This window comes from Planomicrobium okeanokoites (genome assembly GCF_003428875.1).
Taxonomy (GTDB): domain Bacteria; phylum Bacillota; class Bacilli; order Bacillales_A; family Planococcaceae; genus Planococcus; species Planococcus okeanokoites.
Genome location: NZ_QQRS01000003.1, coordinates 310,083 through 323,770 on the forward strand (window position 1 = coordinate 310,083; position 13,688 = coordinate 323,770).

The window sequence follows — 13,688 nt, forward strand, 5'->3', positions numbered from 1 at the left end:
TTCCTTTTTGCTGTTAATGGATTTATTTTTATGCTTCCGCGATCTCTGGCGATAAAACTCTTTTTCTGCGGCCAAGGGCATTTACAAGCATTACCCCTGCAATTGCAATGATGCCGCCAATAAGTGAAACGCCGGTCGGCAATTCATGCAGCCACATCCAGGAAACGATGATGGCTACTGCCGGTTCCAGATAAATCACGCTGGAGACCGAGCTTGCATTCGCAAGAGATAACGCTGTTGCCCACGTCACATAGGCGATCGCAGCAGGGAAGATGCCGACATAAAGAGTAGCTAAATGCGCTTCCAGCGTCGCGTTCTGTAAAGTAGTCACCAGACCAGGTGAAAAGATGAAGAACGGAAGAGTGCCTGCCCACGTAAAATAGGCGGTTAACTCAATAGCTGTATACTTTTTCAATAACGGTTTCTGGAATACAAAGAAAGCGGCGGAAGCGAAAGCGGCGATTACTACGAGCAGCGCTCCGTTCGTCAGTGTCAGAGCTCCGCCATTCGATCCGAATGCAATGAAACTGATGCCGATGAAACCCACAGCCATACCGAGCCAGCCGATTCGCGTGAGGCGTTCTTTCAGAACGACGGCAGCAATCAGCGCTGTGAAGATCGGACCGGATCCAACCAGCATGCCGGCAGTTCCAGCTGATATGGTTTCCATGCCGAATGTCACGAAAATATGATAGACACTGATGCCGATCCACCCCAGAAACAGTAGGCGAAGTAAGTCGCCTTTATGCGGCAGTTGAAATTTCACTCCCGGCCATAATGCATATACGAGAAATAACGACGAAGCAATGAGGAAACGGACAAGGACATTTTGTCCAGTATCATAGCCGCCTTGGAGACCAACGCGGATTGCCGCAAATGAGGAACCCCATATAACTACTGAAAATAATGCTAAAGAAAATGCTTTTGCGTTCATAAATTCGCCTCCATTAGCCATTCATCAATATATAGAACAGCTTTTACGCCTGCATCAATAAACAGACAGGTTCTATTATATTCCTTTAGGAGGTGAAAGTCAGTAAGGGGGAAGATTTAGCACATTAAAAAAGCGGCCTCTCCAAAGAGGGCCGCCCGAAATTCTATTCGACTGTAAGCTCGGTTTCAGCTTCGAATTTCGGACCTTCCTGGGGTGTCAGCCATGCGTTAAGCTGGTAGGTTCCAGGTTCAAGATCATTCGAAGGGACTTCGAATTCATATTCCAGCTTTTCACCAGGCTCGATGGTTTCTTCGCCAAGCGCCTGCATATATGTGCTGACAGCTGATAATCTGTAAAGCTCATCGCCATCCTGGTTGGATATTGTGTAGTCATAACGCTGACCGCTTGTGAATTCGTAAGTCATCGTTTCATCAGTCTGATTGTTCACTGTGTAGCGATAAAGATTGCTGTCCATTTGTTCAAGCAATGCTGTCACCTCATCTTCCACGATTCCATCGGACGAGCCGTTGCCCATGTCCGGTTCAACTGTGCCAGACGCGCCACAAGCTGCCAAAAAGAATGTCAACGACAGCAATAAGAAGGCGGCCAATACTTTTGGTTTTTTCATCTTAAATCCTCCCCGGTCTGATAAAATACTGAGTACTCATGTTTAGCTGCTTTCCTATTTGAACGGTCGACCGGCAGAAAAGTTACAGGGAAAGCAGATATAATCGCAATAAAGCAAAAGAGCCCCCGATTGGGAGCATCTTTTATGGAAATCAAGTGATTGACGCAAGATAAATTGTTTTCACCGATTCCTGGATCATCTTGTTGAATTCCTCATCAGACTGGCTGGCATTCAAGCCTTCAGATAAGCCTCTTGAGAAACTTGCGATCAAGCCTTCGTTGGCAGTCAGCTTCAGGTTGGCTTCATCACGGGAGTAGCCGCCGGAAAGTGCAACGACCCGCACAACCCGCGGATGTTCAATCAATTCCTTATAGAAATTATCAACTGTCGGGATCGACAGTTTGAGCATGACGTTTTTGTCTTCGCTTAAGTTATCCAAGTGATTCAGAATCTCTTTTTTGAGAATCTCTTCAGACTCCGCTTTGTCTTCACTATGGATATTGACTTCAGGTTCGATGATCGGAACGAGGCCGGCAGACAAAATTTGATCTGCGACTTCAAATTGCTGTTCAACAACTTTTTTGATGCCATCCGCATTCGCTTTATTGACTACGGAACGCATTTTTGTACCGAAGACATTACGCTCGTTTGCGCGTTTCAATAGTTCGTCCAAACCAGGATTAGGCTTCATCAGCTGGACGCCGTTCTCTTCATCCGCCAATCCTTTGTCGACTTTCAGGAAAGGCACGACACCTTTTTCTTCCCAAAGATAATCCGGAGTATATTTTCCTTCCACTTTCCGGTCCATCGTCTGTTCAAACAGGATGGCGCCGATGATCGACTCGGAATTGAAGGCGGGTGCTGTCATGACGCGAGTGCGCATTTCATGGATCAGATCATACATTTCATCTTCGTTTGAATAAGAATCTTCCGAGACACCATATTGTGCCAAGGCTTTTGGCGTACTGCCGCCACTTTGATCCAGCGCTGCAATAAACCCTTTTCCATTTTTCACGAGTTCAAATTGTTCTTGATTCATTGTCCCAACTCCTTTGATTGATTTGAGAGAAACTGTAATAAAACCCTACACAGAATATTGTATCAATAAACAGGACATTCATCAAAAATGAAAGGATTTGCAGGAAGGGGGAGCCATAGGTATGGCTGTCTTGAAATAAGGGTAATGTATAAAGGGATGAGAAGAATCGCAAAAGCAATCAGTTTTACAATAAAGTTTACGGGAGGCTGGCATGAAGAAATTATATTTAATGATATTTATATTGATCACAGGATCAGTATTGATGGCGTGTTCTGAAGAAACGGAAACGGCTGAGACCGAAGAAGCCGCGATTATACAAGTTACGAACAGTTCAGCCCGTCAAATCACATCGATTGAACTGAAGCTTTATCAGAACGATATGGTGCAGGCATCACCGACAGCGATGAACGCGGACGAATCGCTGATTGTTATGGGAGAGACTTTAGACTTTGAAATCCTTACACAGGACATCAATTTCGACGAACCTGTCATTATCGAAGCAATCGCCATGATTGATGGAGTGGAAGAGTCTGCAGGCAAAACCGCTCCGATGGAACTCAGCCAAGGCGAGAATTATAGATTTGAACTTGCCAGGGATCCAGAGATGCAATTCAGAGAAGTTCAGGAAAACTGAGGAAAAGTATGATAGAAAAAAGCCATCGATTTTCTTCGATGGCTTTTCTTAATCATGTTCCGCAATAAGTTTTAAATGTGCGTTCTTCCTCTGGAGGAGGGGCATCAGTAAATGCAAGCTGTTCACTCGTATGGGCGTAAGGGTTTTTGACTGCTGCCACCAATTTTTCAGCCAGACTGTAATCCTGTCTGCTGACCGCCGCTTCAATCGCTTCTTCGACGCGGTGGTTACGGGGGATGAAGGCCGGATTACTGCTGCGCATCAGTTCGTGTGAGGTTTCCGGGCTTTCGGCTTGTTCATCAAGCCGGGATTTCCAAGCCGCATACCAGGCGTTAAAGCCTTCTTTGCCGGCAAGCGGCATTTCTTCAAGCTTATCGAATGTCAATGCGCGGAATGTATTCGTATAATCCGCTTTATGGTCGTGCATCAGCTTCAGCAGATCATCAATCAGCTGGTCATCACCATCTTCATTGCCAAATAAACCAAGTTTCGCCTTCATTCCCGCTGTCCAGTTTTCCTGGAATTGATTGCCGAAATCACCCAATAAATCCTGGGCCATTTCAACTGCCCGCTCTTGATTTTCATCAATCAGCGGAAGCAAAGTTTCGGCAAAACGCGCCAGATTCCAGCCGGTAATTTTCGGCTGATTGCTGTAGGCATAGCGGCCGTAGAGATCGATTGAACTGAATACACGGCCCGGTTCATAAGTATCGAGGAAGGCGCAAGGACCGTAGTCGATCGTTTCACCGCTGATCGTCATATTGTCCGTGTTCATGACACCGTGAATAAACCCGGTGAGCTGCCATTTTGCAACGAGCTGTGCGTGATTCGCAATTACGTTTTTCAATAATTCAAGATAAGGATTTTCGCTGTCCTGCGCAGATGGGTAATGGCGGTCGATTGCGTAATCCGCCAGAGCTTTGAGTTCTTCAAACGTTCCCCATTGCGCCGTGAACTGGAATGTCCCGAAGCGCAGATGGCTGGACGCCACACGTGTCAGCACAGCACCTGGAAGAAAAGACTCGCGTACTACCGGAATGCCGGTAGTTGCGACTGACAGGCTGCGGCTTGTTGGAATGCCGAGTCCATGCATTGCTTCACTGATGATATATTCCCGTAGCATCGGGCCCAGTGCCGCACGGCCGTCACCGCCTCTTGAATATGCGGTTTTTCCTGAACCTTTCAATTGAATGTCGAAACGTTTACCATCCGGCGTAATCTGTTCACCGAGCAAGACAGCGCGGCCGTCGCCAAGCATAGTGAAGTTGCCGAATTGATGGCCGGCATATGCCTGCGCAATCGGCTCTGCGCCGTCAGGAACTTTTGTGCCTGACAGTATTTTTGCGCCATCTTCAGAGTTCAGCGCTTGAGCATCGAGGCCGAGAGATTCCGCCAAGTCACTGTTGAAAAGAATCAATTCCGACTCGTGGGCAGGTTCAGGAGCTGTTTTTGTGAAAAGTTTCTCTGGCAGTCGCGCGTAGCTATTATCCAAATTCCAGCCGGTAGCTGTGAGATTTGCAGTCTTTTTCATAAAATCACCTTTTCTGATAAGTAGTTTCTAATGGCTCTAAGCAATAAAACCTTGCTGGTGATTATTTACCCGATCCGGTGGGGTGACAATCTTTTATTGGTTACGATTGCAGCTGAAAAGCATGATTGCAACTAAAGGGGCGATTTACGCAACTCCAATTGCATTGAGTAGAAAATGTTGGAAGTTAAAGCGCGTATTTTATCGACCCGCACCCCAAACGGTTCAACCCGCACCCCAATCAAATCAAGCCGCACCCCAATCAAATCATTCTCCGAAATCAAACTTCACGCCAGTCAATTCCTCCGAAACTTTCCATAATTGTTTCGCAACTTCTTCGTCGAGGGCTGATGGATGTGGCGTCTCGAGTGACGGATAGCCTTTGCGACGGCCAGGTCCATCGGGTCCGATATATTCACCGCCTGTTAAATCGGGAGCTGTTGCTGCATGGACTGTTGCAAGCGCGCCCATTGCCGGTGGCTGCAGATAATATTTATTGGCAAGATTCCTCAGGAAAAGAGGCGCGTCTTTTTTGCCTAATTTGAATATATTGGTGGCGGAAACGCCTGGATGGCAGATGACGCTGATCGTGCCGGACCCATGTTTTTTCAGAAGCCGGTCGAGCTCCAAAGCAAACAGCATATTGGCCAGTTTGCTTTGGTTATAGAATTTTTTGGCTTTATAGCCTTTCGAGCCGTCCAAGTTCTCAAAATCGATGGATCCCCGGTTATGTGCCAGACTTCCGGTCGTAACAATGCGTGAATCGGGAGTTCTGTCAATCAAAGGGAATAGCAGCGCGGTCAAAGCGAAATGGCCGAGGTGATTGCTGCCGAACTGCATTTCGAATCCATCTTTCGTCTTGGAATAAGGCGGCATCATGACACCTGCATTATTGATCAGCAAGTCGAGGGCAGCGAAATCTCGAAGAATTTCATCAGCAAATGTACGCACACTTGCCAGATCAGCTACATCCAGCATTCTTATTTCAACAGTGGCCGCTGGATGCAAAGCCAGAATTTCCTTGCGGGCCACAACTCCCTTGGCTTCATTGCGCACGGCCATGATAATATGTATGCCCATTCCAGCAAGCACTTTTGCCGCTTCCAGGCCGATGCCGCTATTCGCCCCTGTAATGACAGCGGTTTTTCCAGAAAAATTTTGAGACAATTGAATTGCTCCTTTCACAGGGCATTGAGTGATTTTGGATATATTTAATATGTATTCAAATCAAGTCTACGGGAAGGGGTGTGCAGACTGCAATCAGTAAGCTCATTGACCCGTGGTGAAAATTTTTGCTGAAAAAAGCCCCCGCATTGAGCGGGAGCTGGAATCATCCTTAATGTTTAATTTTCATCCATTTGCCGTAAGTTTTTTTCACATAGAGAAGAGTTTTCTTGACGGTTGTTTCTACATTCTTTTTGTAGACTTCTTTTTTCTTATCAACGTGTTTGACAGTTTCACCATACTCTTTGTCTACTGATTTTTGCACATCTTTACTGATGAATTTACCGTTGCTGCCAGGTGCGCCTCTGTGTTTTATGGTAGTGACCGTAGTGGTTGTAATTTTAATCGGTGTTTTGAACGTTACAATCTTATCGACACGTGTCACTTCATCCCATGAAGTGATGGTATCGACTCGATAAGTCTTCGCTATTTTAACTTTTCTGTACAGGTCTTTTGAAGAATGATATTGCTTTTTATAGGAAACAACGACTTTTTTCTCTGAAACTGTTGATGATTTTTTCTCAGTGAAGTAATCCGTGTACTTTTTCACCTTCACTTTTTCATCATAGGTGACATCAACTTCGGTAGTGATGATGGTCGTAATACCTTTGTAGAAAGTGACGCTTCTATTAGGATCCGGGTCAATATCTGCTCCATGTCCATTACTTGCCATTGCCGTAGAAGTGAATCCGAAAGCCAGCAGAAGAGTCAATAAAATCATGGATACTTTTTTCATGATGTCTGTCTCCTTTGAAGTTGGGATTTTTTACTCTTCACAAGGCATGTCTGTTAGACAGATGAGGTTTAGCCGAGTCCGGATACTGTTACTATTCAGTTAGGCAATACTCTACTTGTCAGCGGCCGCATACAAGTAGTGATCCATGGATTTGCAATTATTATATTATAAAGGTCAATTAAATACTATATAATTTCAAGTGATTTTTGGACAAGTTTCTATCAAAAATTACCCGTTTTTCTTGGAATATTAGGGTGAGGAATATAATTTTGGCTTGATTGTTAAACCATATGAAATAGCAGACGGCAGCTCTTAGGATTGTTTATCCACAATAAGCCAGCCTGCCGATGTTTTACAGATTACCATTAGGGAAAAGAAGGAATATACTGTATAAAAAGGAGACATGCATATTATGGATTATAAGAATATAACCGTCGCCGGAAGCGGCGTCCTGGGAAGCCAAATCGCTTTCCAAACTGCATTTAAAGGTTTCGAAGTGGCTGTCTATGATATTAACGAGGAAGCCATCGGAAAATCGAAAGAGCGAATGATGAAGCTGAAGGAAAATTACAAGAACGATTTGAAAGCAACCGATGCGGATGTGGATTCGGCATACGACCGCCTGACTTTCCATACCGATTTGTCGGAAGCTGTCGCGCAAGCGGACCTAATGATAGAAGCGATTCCTGAAGTCGTAAAAATAAAAACCGAATTTTATCAGAAGTTAAGTGAAGTGGCACCGGAGAAAACCGTGTTCGTGACGAATTCTTCGACGTTATTGCCAAGCCAATTTGCGGAAGCGACAGGGCGTCCGGAAAGATTCCTGGCATTGCACTTCGCCAATACAATTTGGATCAATAATACTGCGGAAGTCATGAAGCATCCGGGAACCGATATGAAATTCTTCGATGAAGTCATCGACTTTGCAAAAGCCATCGGTATGGTTGCATTGCCGCTCTATAAAGAACAGCCTGGCTATATCCTGAATTCCTTGCTTGTACCGTTCCTGGAAGCCGCGGAATTATTGCTCGTCAAAGAGGTGGCTGATGTCCAGACCGTTGATAAAACGTGGATGATCGCAACAGGAGCACCGCTTGGGCCATTCGCGATCCTCGATGTTGTAGGTATCCGGACCGCGCATAATATCGTTCAGGCAAAAGCTGCTGCAACTGGTAAGGAAGAGTTTGTTAAACTTACTGAACTATTGCAGACTGAATATCTGGATAAAGGGAAAATCGGCCGTGAATCCGGTGAAGGCTTCTACAAATACCCGAACCCGGCATTTGCAGACCCGGATTTCCTGAAAAATTAATAATGTAAATAAAAAGGCGATGAAGAGAATTCTCTTCATCGCCTTTTGGATTTCCTGAAACTTATTTCTCTTTTATCTTTTCAAGTGCATTTTCTTGGATGATTAAATCGGAAGTTCGTAATTGTTCCGCAGCTTCTTCAACTTCATCTTCGCAGTTCCCGAAAGCGACTTGTTCTTCAGTCTGCACCGAATAACAGGTTCCGCTTCCGATAGGGGCTGTGAGGTCCGGTTTATAATAGAATTCATTGTAACGGAAAGAACCATCACGGAAAGCGGTGACATTTTCTTCCTCATCCATCAGTGAGCTGCCCAGTAAATATGGTGGGTCGATGCCGATCATGTCAAGGATGGTCGGAGCGATATCAATCTGGCCACCTACACTTTCGTTGATTTCACCGCCTGAAGATCCTGGCGCTTTTATAAAGAGCGGCACCCCCTGATCCAACTCAAATAAGTCTACAACGTTTTCGGCGTTAGCGTCTTCTGCCATTTCTGTCCCTTTCTGGGTCAAACCGCTGTCATGGTCGCCGTAGAAAATAACGAGTGAGTCATCCCATAATCCTTTCTGTTTAAGTTCGCTGATCATTTCCCCGACCGCTTCATCGACGTAATGGACTGTATGGTAATACCCTTTAACCAAGTCGTCATCGTAATCATTAAGATCCAATTTCTCCAGCTCTTGAGGGAATTCATAAGGGGTATGGCTTGTCAATGCCACCATGAAAGCGAAGAAGGGAGAATCCTGTTCTGAAGCAAAAGCAATGGATTCGGATAAAAAATCTTTGTCATTCAATGCCATGCCGATTTTTCCTTCTTCCGAAAAATCCTTCCTGCTATAGAATCTATCGAATCCGATGTTTTCATAGAATTTATCCCTGTTCCAAAAAGTCCTTTCAAATGCATGCATGGCGGCTGTTTCATAACCGTAGCGCTGCAGATGAGCGGGCAGGCCGTTAAAGTCATTGCCGGCATATTGTGTGTAAACGGATCCTGATTTGACGGGATGCAGCGAAGACAGTGTAAGGAATTCAGCATCTGAAGTTCGTCCTTCGTGCGTTTGATGATAAAAATTTGGGAAGTAAATGGTTTCCTCTTTTAATTGATTGAGATTGGGAGTCAATTCTTTTCCGTTGATTTTCTGGCCAATGACCGAAGACTGGAAGGATTCCAATTGAACCACAATGATATTAGGCAAATCCTCTGGAATCGGTGCTGCTTCAATTTCCCGAATTGCGTCAGGCAACAGATCCAATTGGTCGGAAGACAAAGAGCTGCTTCCGGCAAGACTGGCTGCCCCGTTAATCAGGTCGGCTCCATGATAGCCCCAGAACCCCAATTGATAGTATTCACGCATATTTGAAATTGGATTGTCTACGAGCCAGCCTTCTTTTTGCACATAACTCCAGGCAAGAGGTGCGATGAAAACTATCAGGCCAGCTGCAAATCCAGCGCCGGCAAATTGCAGCCTTTTGTTCTTCGGAAGAGTTCCGGTTTTATTGCGAAAGTAAAGGAATGCGGCAGAGAAGAGAGGGAGATCCGCGAAAAAAATCAGGTCTTTCCAGGTGACAAGCGTCAAAAAACCGCCTCCGACACTGCTCATCTGAGGGACGTCAGCAATGAGCATCACACTGAGAAGGTCTTCGAAATAACGATAATACCAAATATCCGAGACAACCAGCGTGCTGTGAAGAAACAGCAATGAGAGCAAGACCCAACGACGGGTTTTTGCCTTGAGCAATAATGTCCAGCTTGAGAGGACGAGAACGGTTGCAATGTTCAGTATGAAAAAACCGACGGAAAATTCGGTTTCCGTATAGACGCTGAAAAGAAATAATTTGAACATGGAAATAGCCAGGTAAATGGCGTAGTCGAGAAAAATCATTCTGGGATGCACCTCCATAAGTACCAGTAAAAATACTATATATTTCTCAGTACCTCTTTTTGAGTTGCTGGAAACATAAATAGCGGGGGATAAGGGTATGGCATCAAAGGAGCCGAAGAGGATTCACGTAGGGCTTGAAAATTGTTTTGTGTCCGAATTATCTGTAAAATTAAATATGTATACAGGAAAGGCAGAGGTTTGAAATGACAGCTTTGGATTGGGTTTTTACAGCTATTGCAGTGATTTGGATTTTAGAGTTCATCCTTTTTCGCAATCGCGGGACTGGAGAAGAAAGTCCTGTTGAAAGGCGTTCCTTTCTTTTGATCCTCGCGGCACTTTCCGCGACGATTTTAGCGGCAGCGCTTGTCGGTGAAATGCGGCGCTTTGAAATGACAGCCACCTGGCTTAAAGCGATAGGAATTATATTTTTCGGCGCAGGTGTATTTCTGCGGTATTGGGGAATCATTCATTTGAAGGCCCAGTTCACCAGGCATGTCACGGTGCAGGAAGGCGACGGCATTGTCAGCACCGGACCTTACCGCAAACTGCGGCATCCTCTTTATACCGGAATATTATTGATTGCTGTCGGCATGGCACTTTTTTTCCAAAGCATATTTACAGCAATTATTGGCGGCGCATTGGTTGGCTGGGCGCTGGTAAGGAGAATGGACGGGGAAGAAGAATTATTGGTCAAGGAATTTGGCGAAGAATACCGGGAATGGATGAAGCGGCGAGCAAGGCTTATTCCATTCATCTATTAATGGAAAGCGAGTGATTCGAGTGGAACTTCCTTACGGGATAAGCGGTTTTTATAATTCGGATGAACCGAAGCCACCGGAAGTGGATGTCAGTGAATATAAGAAATTATGTGATGATTTTGCGGAAAAGCTGAATGGTCAGGTTCTGGAGTTTACAGACACGCTGTATCCTGCAAATTTCCATAAAGCCTTTTTCGAATTGCCCGGAACCAATATCTGTCTGGTCATGAACAAGCATTATCCGGTTCTTGCGTTTGCGAAAACTGTTGAAGCATTAAAAATTGAATTCATCAATTTTTCCGAAGGGGCGCAGGCAATACCGGAGGATTATACCGTCCTGACTGCCGATATCCTGGAGGCTGCTGTTCCAGAAAATTTAAATGAGCTGCCAGGTGAAGAATTGAACAATGGGGATAAAGAGCAGATTAAATATTGGAAGCCGGAAACAATCGGACAGATCATCTTTAATTTCTGGGATTAGAAATGCTGGAGCTTGCGATAAACCGTCTGCATCGCCATTTTCTCAAGCTCATCACTACATAAACTAAGAATTTTACAAATGGTTGAACTAACATTAAACGCCGCCTCAGTTTTTTCTGGGGCGGCGCTTTATGTTAGCTCATATGATATCTTAACTTGTTTAGACGATTCGTCTGCCGCTTTTGCCCAGCGCATAATAAACGCCATGCTGCAGGCTTTGGAGACATTCAAATTTTCTCAAATTGCTGTTTGACTGGACAATGACCATTGCCAGCTCAGGCGACACGCCAACCAGAATGGTTTCAATGCCAAGGAGACGCGCAGCGGCGCCAAGTTTATCGATCAGCATTGCGGTATGTTCGGAGATATGTTTATGCAGTCCGGTAAGGTCGAGCAGAAGGTATTGGGCCTGATGTTTCGGCAATTCACTTAATGTATTGAATATCAGGTCTTCTGAACGGTCTTGGTCATAGCTTCCAATCATCGGTACGACAACGATTTTTTCCAATACCGGTATGATGGGAGATGAAAGTTCTTTGACAAGGTTTTGGAGCATTTTCGTTTTATCATCGACCATCCGCTCAAGTTCTTTGATTTTCATCGCTTCCTGTTTCCGGGACATCTCGTGGATATTGGATTGAACGGTTACATCGGAAGGATAATATTTGACGATGCTGTAAGGGTTGTCATCGTTTTGATATTGGATGGTGGAATACCAGAAATTCGTGCCGAACAGGCCGGTCAATACTCCCGCGTAATGGGAAGGGACAAAAATGCCTTCCAGGCCTTTTTGTTTGCGCTGATTCATCTTAAATTCCCAGTCATCTTGGATATGAAGTGTAAAATGTTTCGCGTCTTCATCCATCTCCACAATTTTCACTTTGCCCCAGCCAGCTGGCGCATATGTATTGGACAGCCATTCCACAACATTCGAAGTGTTGATGTTTTTTCTGTCCAGGAATCCTTCGCCGACGATGACCCCTTGGCGGAAGCCGGTTGTTTCCAATACCAATTTTGTTGCTTCGGTGCCTGAAATTTCACGGATGGAATCGAAAAATGTTTCCATTGCCGAAATCCAGAACAGCACCACATCTCCGTTTTCAAATAATACTTCACCTGTTTCCAAATCCCATTTTAACTCTATATCGCCTAGCGTAATCTGCTTTTTCATGATAATCGATCCTCCGATTTGCTGATGTTTCATATTTATACTGCATGAACAGCAGTTAATATATAAATGGATATATAAACTCTGTATCTTATTCCCTAAATGGAGGAGAAGTATGCACATGAAATAAATAATTAGCGAAATAAACTCAAGAAAAAAAACGGCACATTCGCTTTTGAATGTGCCGTTTTCCACCGTTTTTATCTGGTTCTATCCCTTAATCGACATAATCACTAAGATAACCATAGCCTTCTTTTTCCATCTCTTCAGCCGGGATGAAGCGGAGCGCTGCACTGTTCATGCAATATCGCAGGCCGCCCCTGTCTTCGGGCCCATCATCAAAAACGTGTCCGAGATGGCTGTCGCCAGAGCGGCTGCGGATTTCGGTGCGTTTAAAAAATCCGCTGTAATCATCGTGTTCTGTAACGACGGCAGGGTCGATAGGTTTTGTGAAACTTGGCCAGCCGGTTCCGGAATCATATTGGTCAGCTGATGAAAACAACGGTTCACCCGTTGTGATATCCACATAAATGCCCGGTTCGTAATTATCCCAGTATTCATTTGAAAAAGCGGTTTCGGTTGCATCTTCCTGTGTCACATTATATTGGACTTCTGTCAGCATTTCTTTCAATTCATCGTCACTCGGTTTCGGATACGCAGCCGGATCGATCAATGAAGGAATTTCCTGGTCTTCGAGCGAATCGAATTCGATGTGGCAATAGCCGTCGGGATTTTTTTCAAGATAATCCTGATGATATTCTTCAGCAAGATAATAATGTTCCAAAGGTTCGATTTCAGTCACTATCGGTTTATCATAACGTTCGGCTTCTGCTGCCACGACTCCATCGATAATGGCAAGGTCTTCGGCATTTTCATAATAGACGCCAGTGCGGTACTGTGTACCTTTGTCATTGCCCTGCTGATTCAATAGAGTTGGATCAATGATCATGAAAAACTGTGATACAAGACTTTCGAGGTCGATGCGTTCAGGGTCATATTGGACGTGTACCGTTTCAGCGTGACCAGTGTTTTCGTATAGTACTTCCTTATAAGTAGGATTTTCTGTTGTTCCGTTGGCGTAGCCGGAAGTTACATCGTAGACTCCGTAAACACGGGCCATATAGGCTTCGACACCCCAAAAACAACCGCCGGCAAACCAGATATCTTCCAGTTTATCCGTATCGAAATCCAGATCCTTATTCGGATTCTCCGGGAACCGGGAGGTGCTTTCAGCTGAACTTGCTTCCGTAGTGCCTTCAGCATCTGAAACCGTGGATGAACCGGACGTGCCGGGAAGGGAACAGGCAGCTAAGAATAATAACATAAACAAGAGAAGCAAAGGGAATTTGAACTTCATTATTGTCG

General features: G+C 44.9%; 13 protein-coding genes. 4 read left to right on the forward strand and 9 right to left on the reverse strand.

The features are described from left to right. Positions 1 to 28: 28 nt before the first annotated feature. The 3 genes from D2910_RS09475 to D2910_RS09485 form a co-directional block, all read right to left on the reverse strand. The gene (locus tag D2910_RS09475) at positions 29 to 934 is read right to left on the reverse strand and encodes a DMT family transporter (protein WP_117313329.1); all 906 of its coding nucleotides are present in this window, start codon (positions 932 to 934) and stop codon (positions 29 to 31) included. Positions 935 to 1,097: 163 nt separating this feature from the next. Next, positions 1,098 to 1,562: a BsuPI-related putative proteinase inhibitor gene (locus D2910_RS09480; protein ID WP_117313330.1), complete on the reverse strand. Its 465-nt coding sequence runs from the start codon at positions 1,560 to 1,562 to the stop codon at positions 1,098 to 1,100. Between the two features lie 151 nt (positions 1,563 to 1,713). Then, positions 1,714 to 2,601 (reverse strand): fructose bisphosphate aldolase, encoded by an 888-nt coding sequence (locus D2910_RS09485; RefSeq protein WP_084242699.1) that lies wholly within the window; start codon positions 2,599 to 2,601, stop codon positions 1,714 to 1,716. A gap of 211 nt (positions 2,602 to 2,812) precedes the next feature. On the opposite strand from D2910_RS09485, the gene D2910_RS09490 reads away from it, so the two are divergent. Next, entirely contained in the window at positions 2,813 to 3,235 is a 423-nt protein-coding gene (locus D2910_RS09490; RefSeq protein ID WP_117313331.1) for a hypothetical protein, read from the forward strand. Between the two features lie 52 nt (positions 3,236 to 3,287). Here D2910_RS09490 and D2910_RS09495 read toward each other — a convergent pair whose 3' ends face one another. From D2910_RS09495 to D2910_RS09505, 3 genes are all read right to left on the reverse strand, one after another. Beyond that, positions 3,288 to 4,766 carry a protein adenylyltransferase SelO gene (locus tag D2910_RS09495; protein WP_117313332.1) on the reverse strand — a complete coding sequence of 493 codons (1,479 nt, stop codon included), beginning with the start codon at positions 4,764 to 4,766 and terminating at the stop codon, positions 3,288 to 3,290. 264 nt (positions 4,767 to 5,030) lie between these two features. Further along, on the reverse strand, positions 5,031 to 5,930 hold the full coding sequence (locus D2910_RS09500) for an oxidoreductase (RefSeq protein ID WP_240633590.1): 900 nt from the start codon (positions 5,928 to 5,930) through the stop codon (positions 5,031 to 5,033). Between the two features lie 169 nt (positions 5,931 to 6,099). After that, on the reverse strand, positions 6,100 to 6,723 hold the full coding sequence (locus D2910_RS09505) for a hypothetical protein (RefSeq protein WP_117313334.1): 624 nt from the start codon (positions 6,721 to 6,723) through the stop codon (positions 6,100 to 6,102). Positions 6,724 to 7,135: 412 nt separating this feature from the next. Between D2910_RS09505 and D2910_RS09510 the strand changes: the two genes are divergently transcribed. Beyond that, a complete protein-coding gene (locus D2910_RS09510; RefSeq protein WP_117313335.1) occupies positions 7,136 to 8,035 on the forward strand; it encodes a 3-hydroxyacyl-CoA dehydrogenase in 900 nt (299 codons plus the stop codon). A 61-nt stretch (positions 8,036 to 8,096) separates the two neighbouring features. Here D2910_RS09510 and D2910_RS09515 read toward each other — a convergent pair whose 3' ends face one another. Next, positions 8,097 to 9,917, reverse strand: coding sequence for an LTA synthase family protein (locus D2910_RS09515; protein WP_117313336.1), 1,821 nt, complete (start codon positions 9,915 to 9,917; stop codon positions 8,097 to 8,099). Between the two features lie 203 nt (positions 9,918 to 10,120). Here D2910_RS09515 and D2910_RS09520 point away from each other — a divergent pair, with 203 nt between their 5' ends. Further along, complete coding sequence (locus D2910_RS09520) at positions 10,121 to 10,678, forward strand: methyltransferase family protein (protein WP_117313337.1); 558 nt, start codon at positions 10,121 to 10,123, stop codon at positions 10,676 to 10,678. Between the two features lie 19 nt (positions 10,679 to 10,697). Then, the gene (locus tag D2910_RS09525) at positions 10,698 to 11,156 is read left to right on the forward strand and encodes a hypothetical protein (RefSeq protein ID WP_117313338.1); all 459 of its coding nucleotides are present in this window, start codon (positions 10,698 to 10,700) and stop codon (positions 11,154 to 11,156) included. 159 nt (positions 11,157 to 11,315) lie between these two features. Here D2910_RS09525 and D2910_RS09530 read toward each other — a convergent pair whose 3' ends face one another. Continuing rightward, a complete protein-coding gene (locus tag D2910_RS09530; RefSeq protein WP_338088689.1) occupies positions 11,316 to 12,326 on the reverse strand; it encodes an STAS domain-containing protein in 1,011 nt (336 codons plus the stop codon). A 214-nt stretch (positions 12,327 to 12,540) separates the two neighbouring features. Beyond that, positions 12,541 to 13,680, reverse strand: coding sequence for a peptide-methionine (R)-S-oxide reductase MsrB (gene msrB / locus D2910_RS09535; RefSeq protein WP_117313339.1), 1,140 nt, complete (start codon positions 13,678 to 13,680; stop codon positions 12,541 to 12,543). Positions 13,681 to 13,688 lie beyond the last annotated feature (8 nt).

Bases quoted from the DNA above. Each gene is read 5' to 3' on its own strand.
- D2910_RS09475 (WP_117313329.1), bottom strand. From the start codon at position 934: ATGAACGCAAAAGCATTTTCTTTAGCATTATTTTCAGTAGTTATATGG.
- D2910_RS09480 (WP_117313330.1), bottom strand. From the start codon at position 1,562: ATGAAAAAACCAAAAGTATTGGCCGCCTTCTTATTGCTGTCGTTGACA.
- D2910_RS09485 (WP_084242699.1), bottom strand. From the start codon at position 2,601: ATGAATCAAGAACAATTTGAACTCGTGAAAAATGGAAAAGGGTTTATT.
- D2910_RS09490 (WP_117313331.1), top strand. From the start codon at position 2,813: ATGAAGAAATTATATTTAATGATATTTATATTGATCACAGGATCAGTA.
- D2910_RS09495 (WP_117313332.1), bottom strand. From the start codon at position 4,766: ATGAAAAAGACTGCAAATCTCACAGCTACCGGCTGGAATTTGGATAAT.
- D2910_RS09505 (WP_117313334.1), bottom strand. From the start codon at position 6,723: ATGAAAAAAGTATCCATGATTTTATTGACTCTTCTGCTGGCTTTCGGA.
- D2910_RS09510 (WP_117313335.1), top strand. From the start codon at position 7,136: ATGGATTATAAGAATATAACCGTCGCCGGAAGCGGCGTCCTGGGAAGC.
- D2910_RS09515 (WP_117313336.1), bottom strand. From the start codon at position 9,917: ATGATTTTTCTCGACTACGCCATTTACCTGGCTATTTCCATGTTCAAA.
- D2910_RS09520 (WP_117313337.1), top strand. From the start codon at position 10,121: ATGACAGCTTTGGATTGGGTTTTTACAGCTATTGCAGTGATTTGGATT.
- D2910_RS09530 (WP_338088689.1), bottom strand. From the start codon at position 12,326: ATGAAAAAGCAGATTACGCTAGGCGATATAGAGTTAAAATGGGATTTG.
- msrB (WP_117313339.1), bottom strand. From the start codon at position 13,680: ATGAAGTTCAAATTCCCTTTGCTTCTCTTGTTTATGTTATTATTCTTA.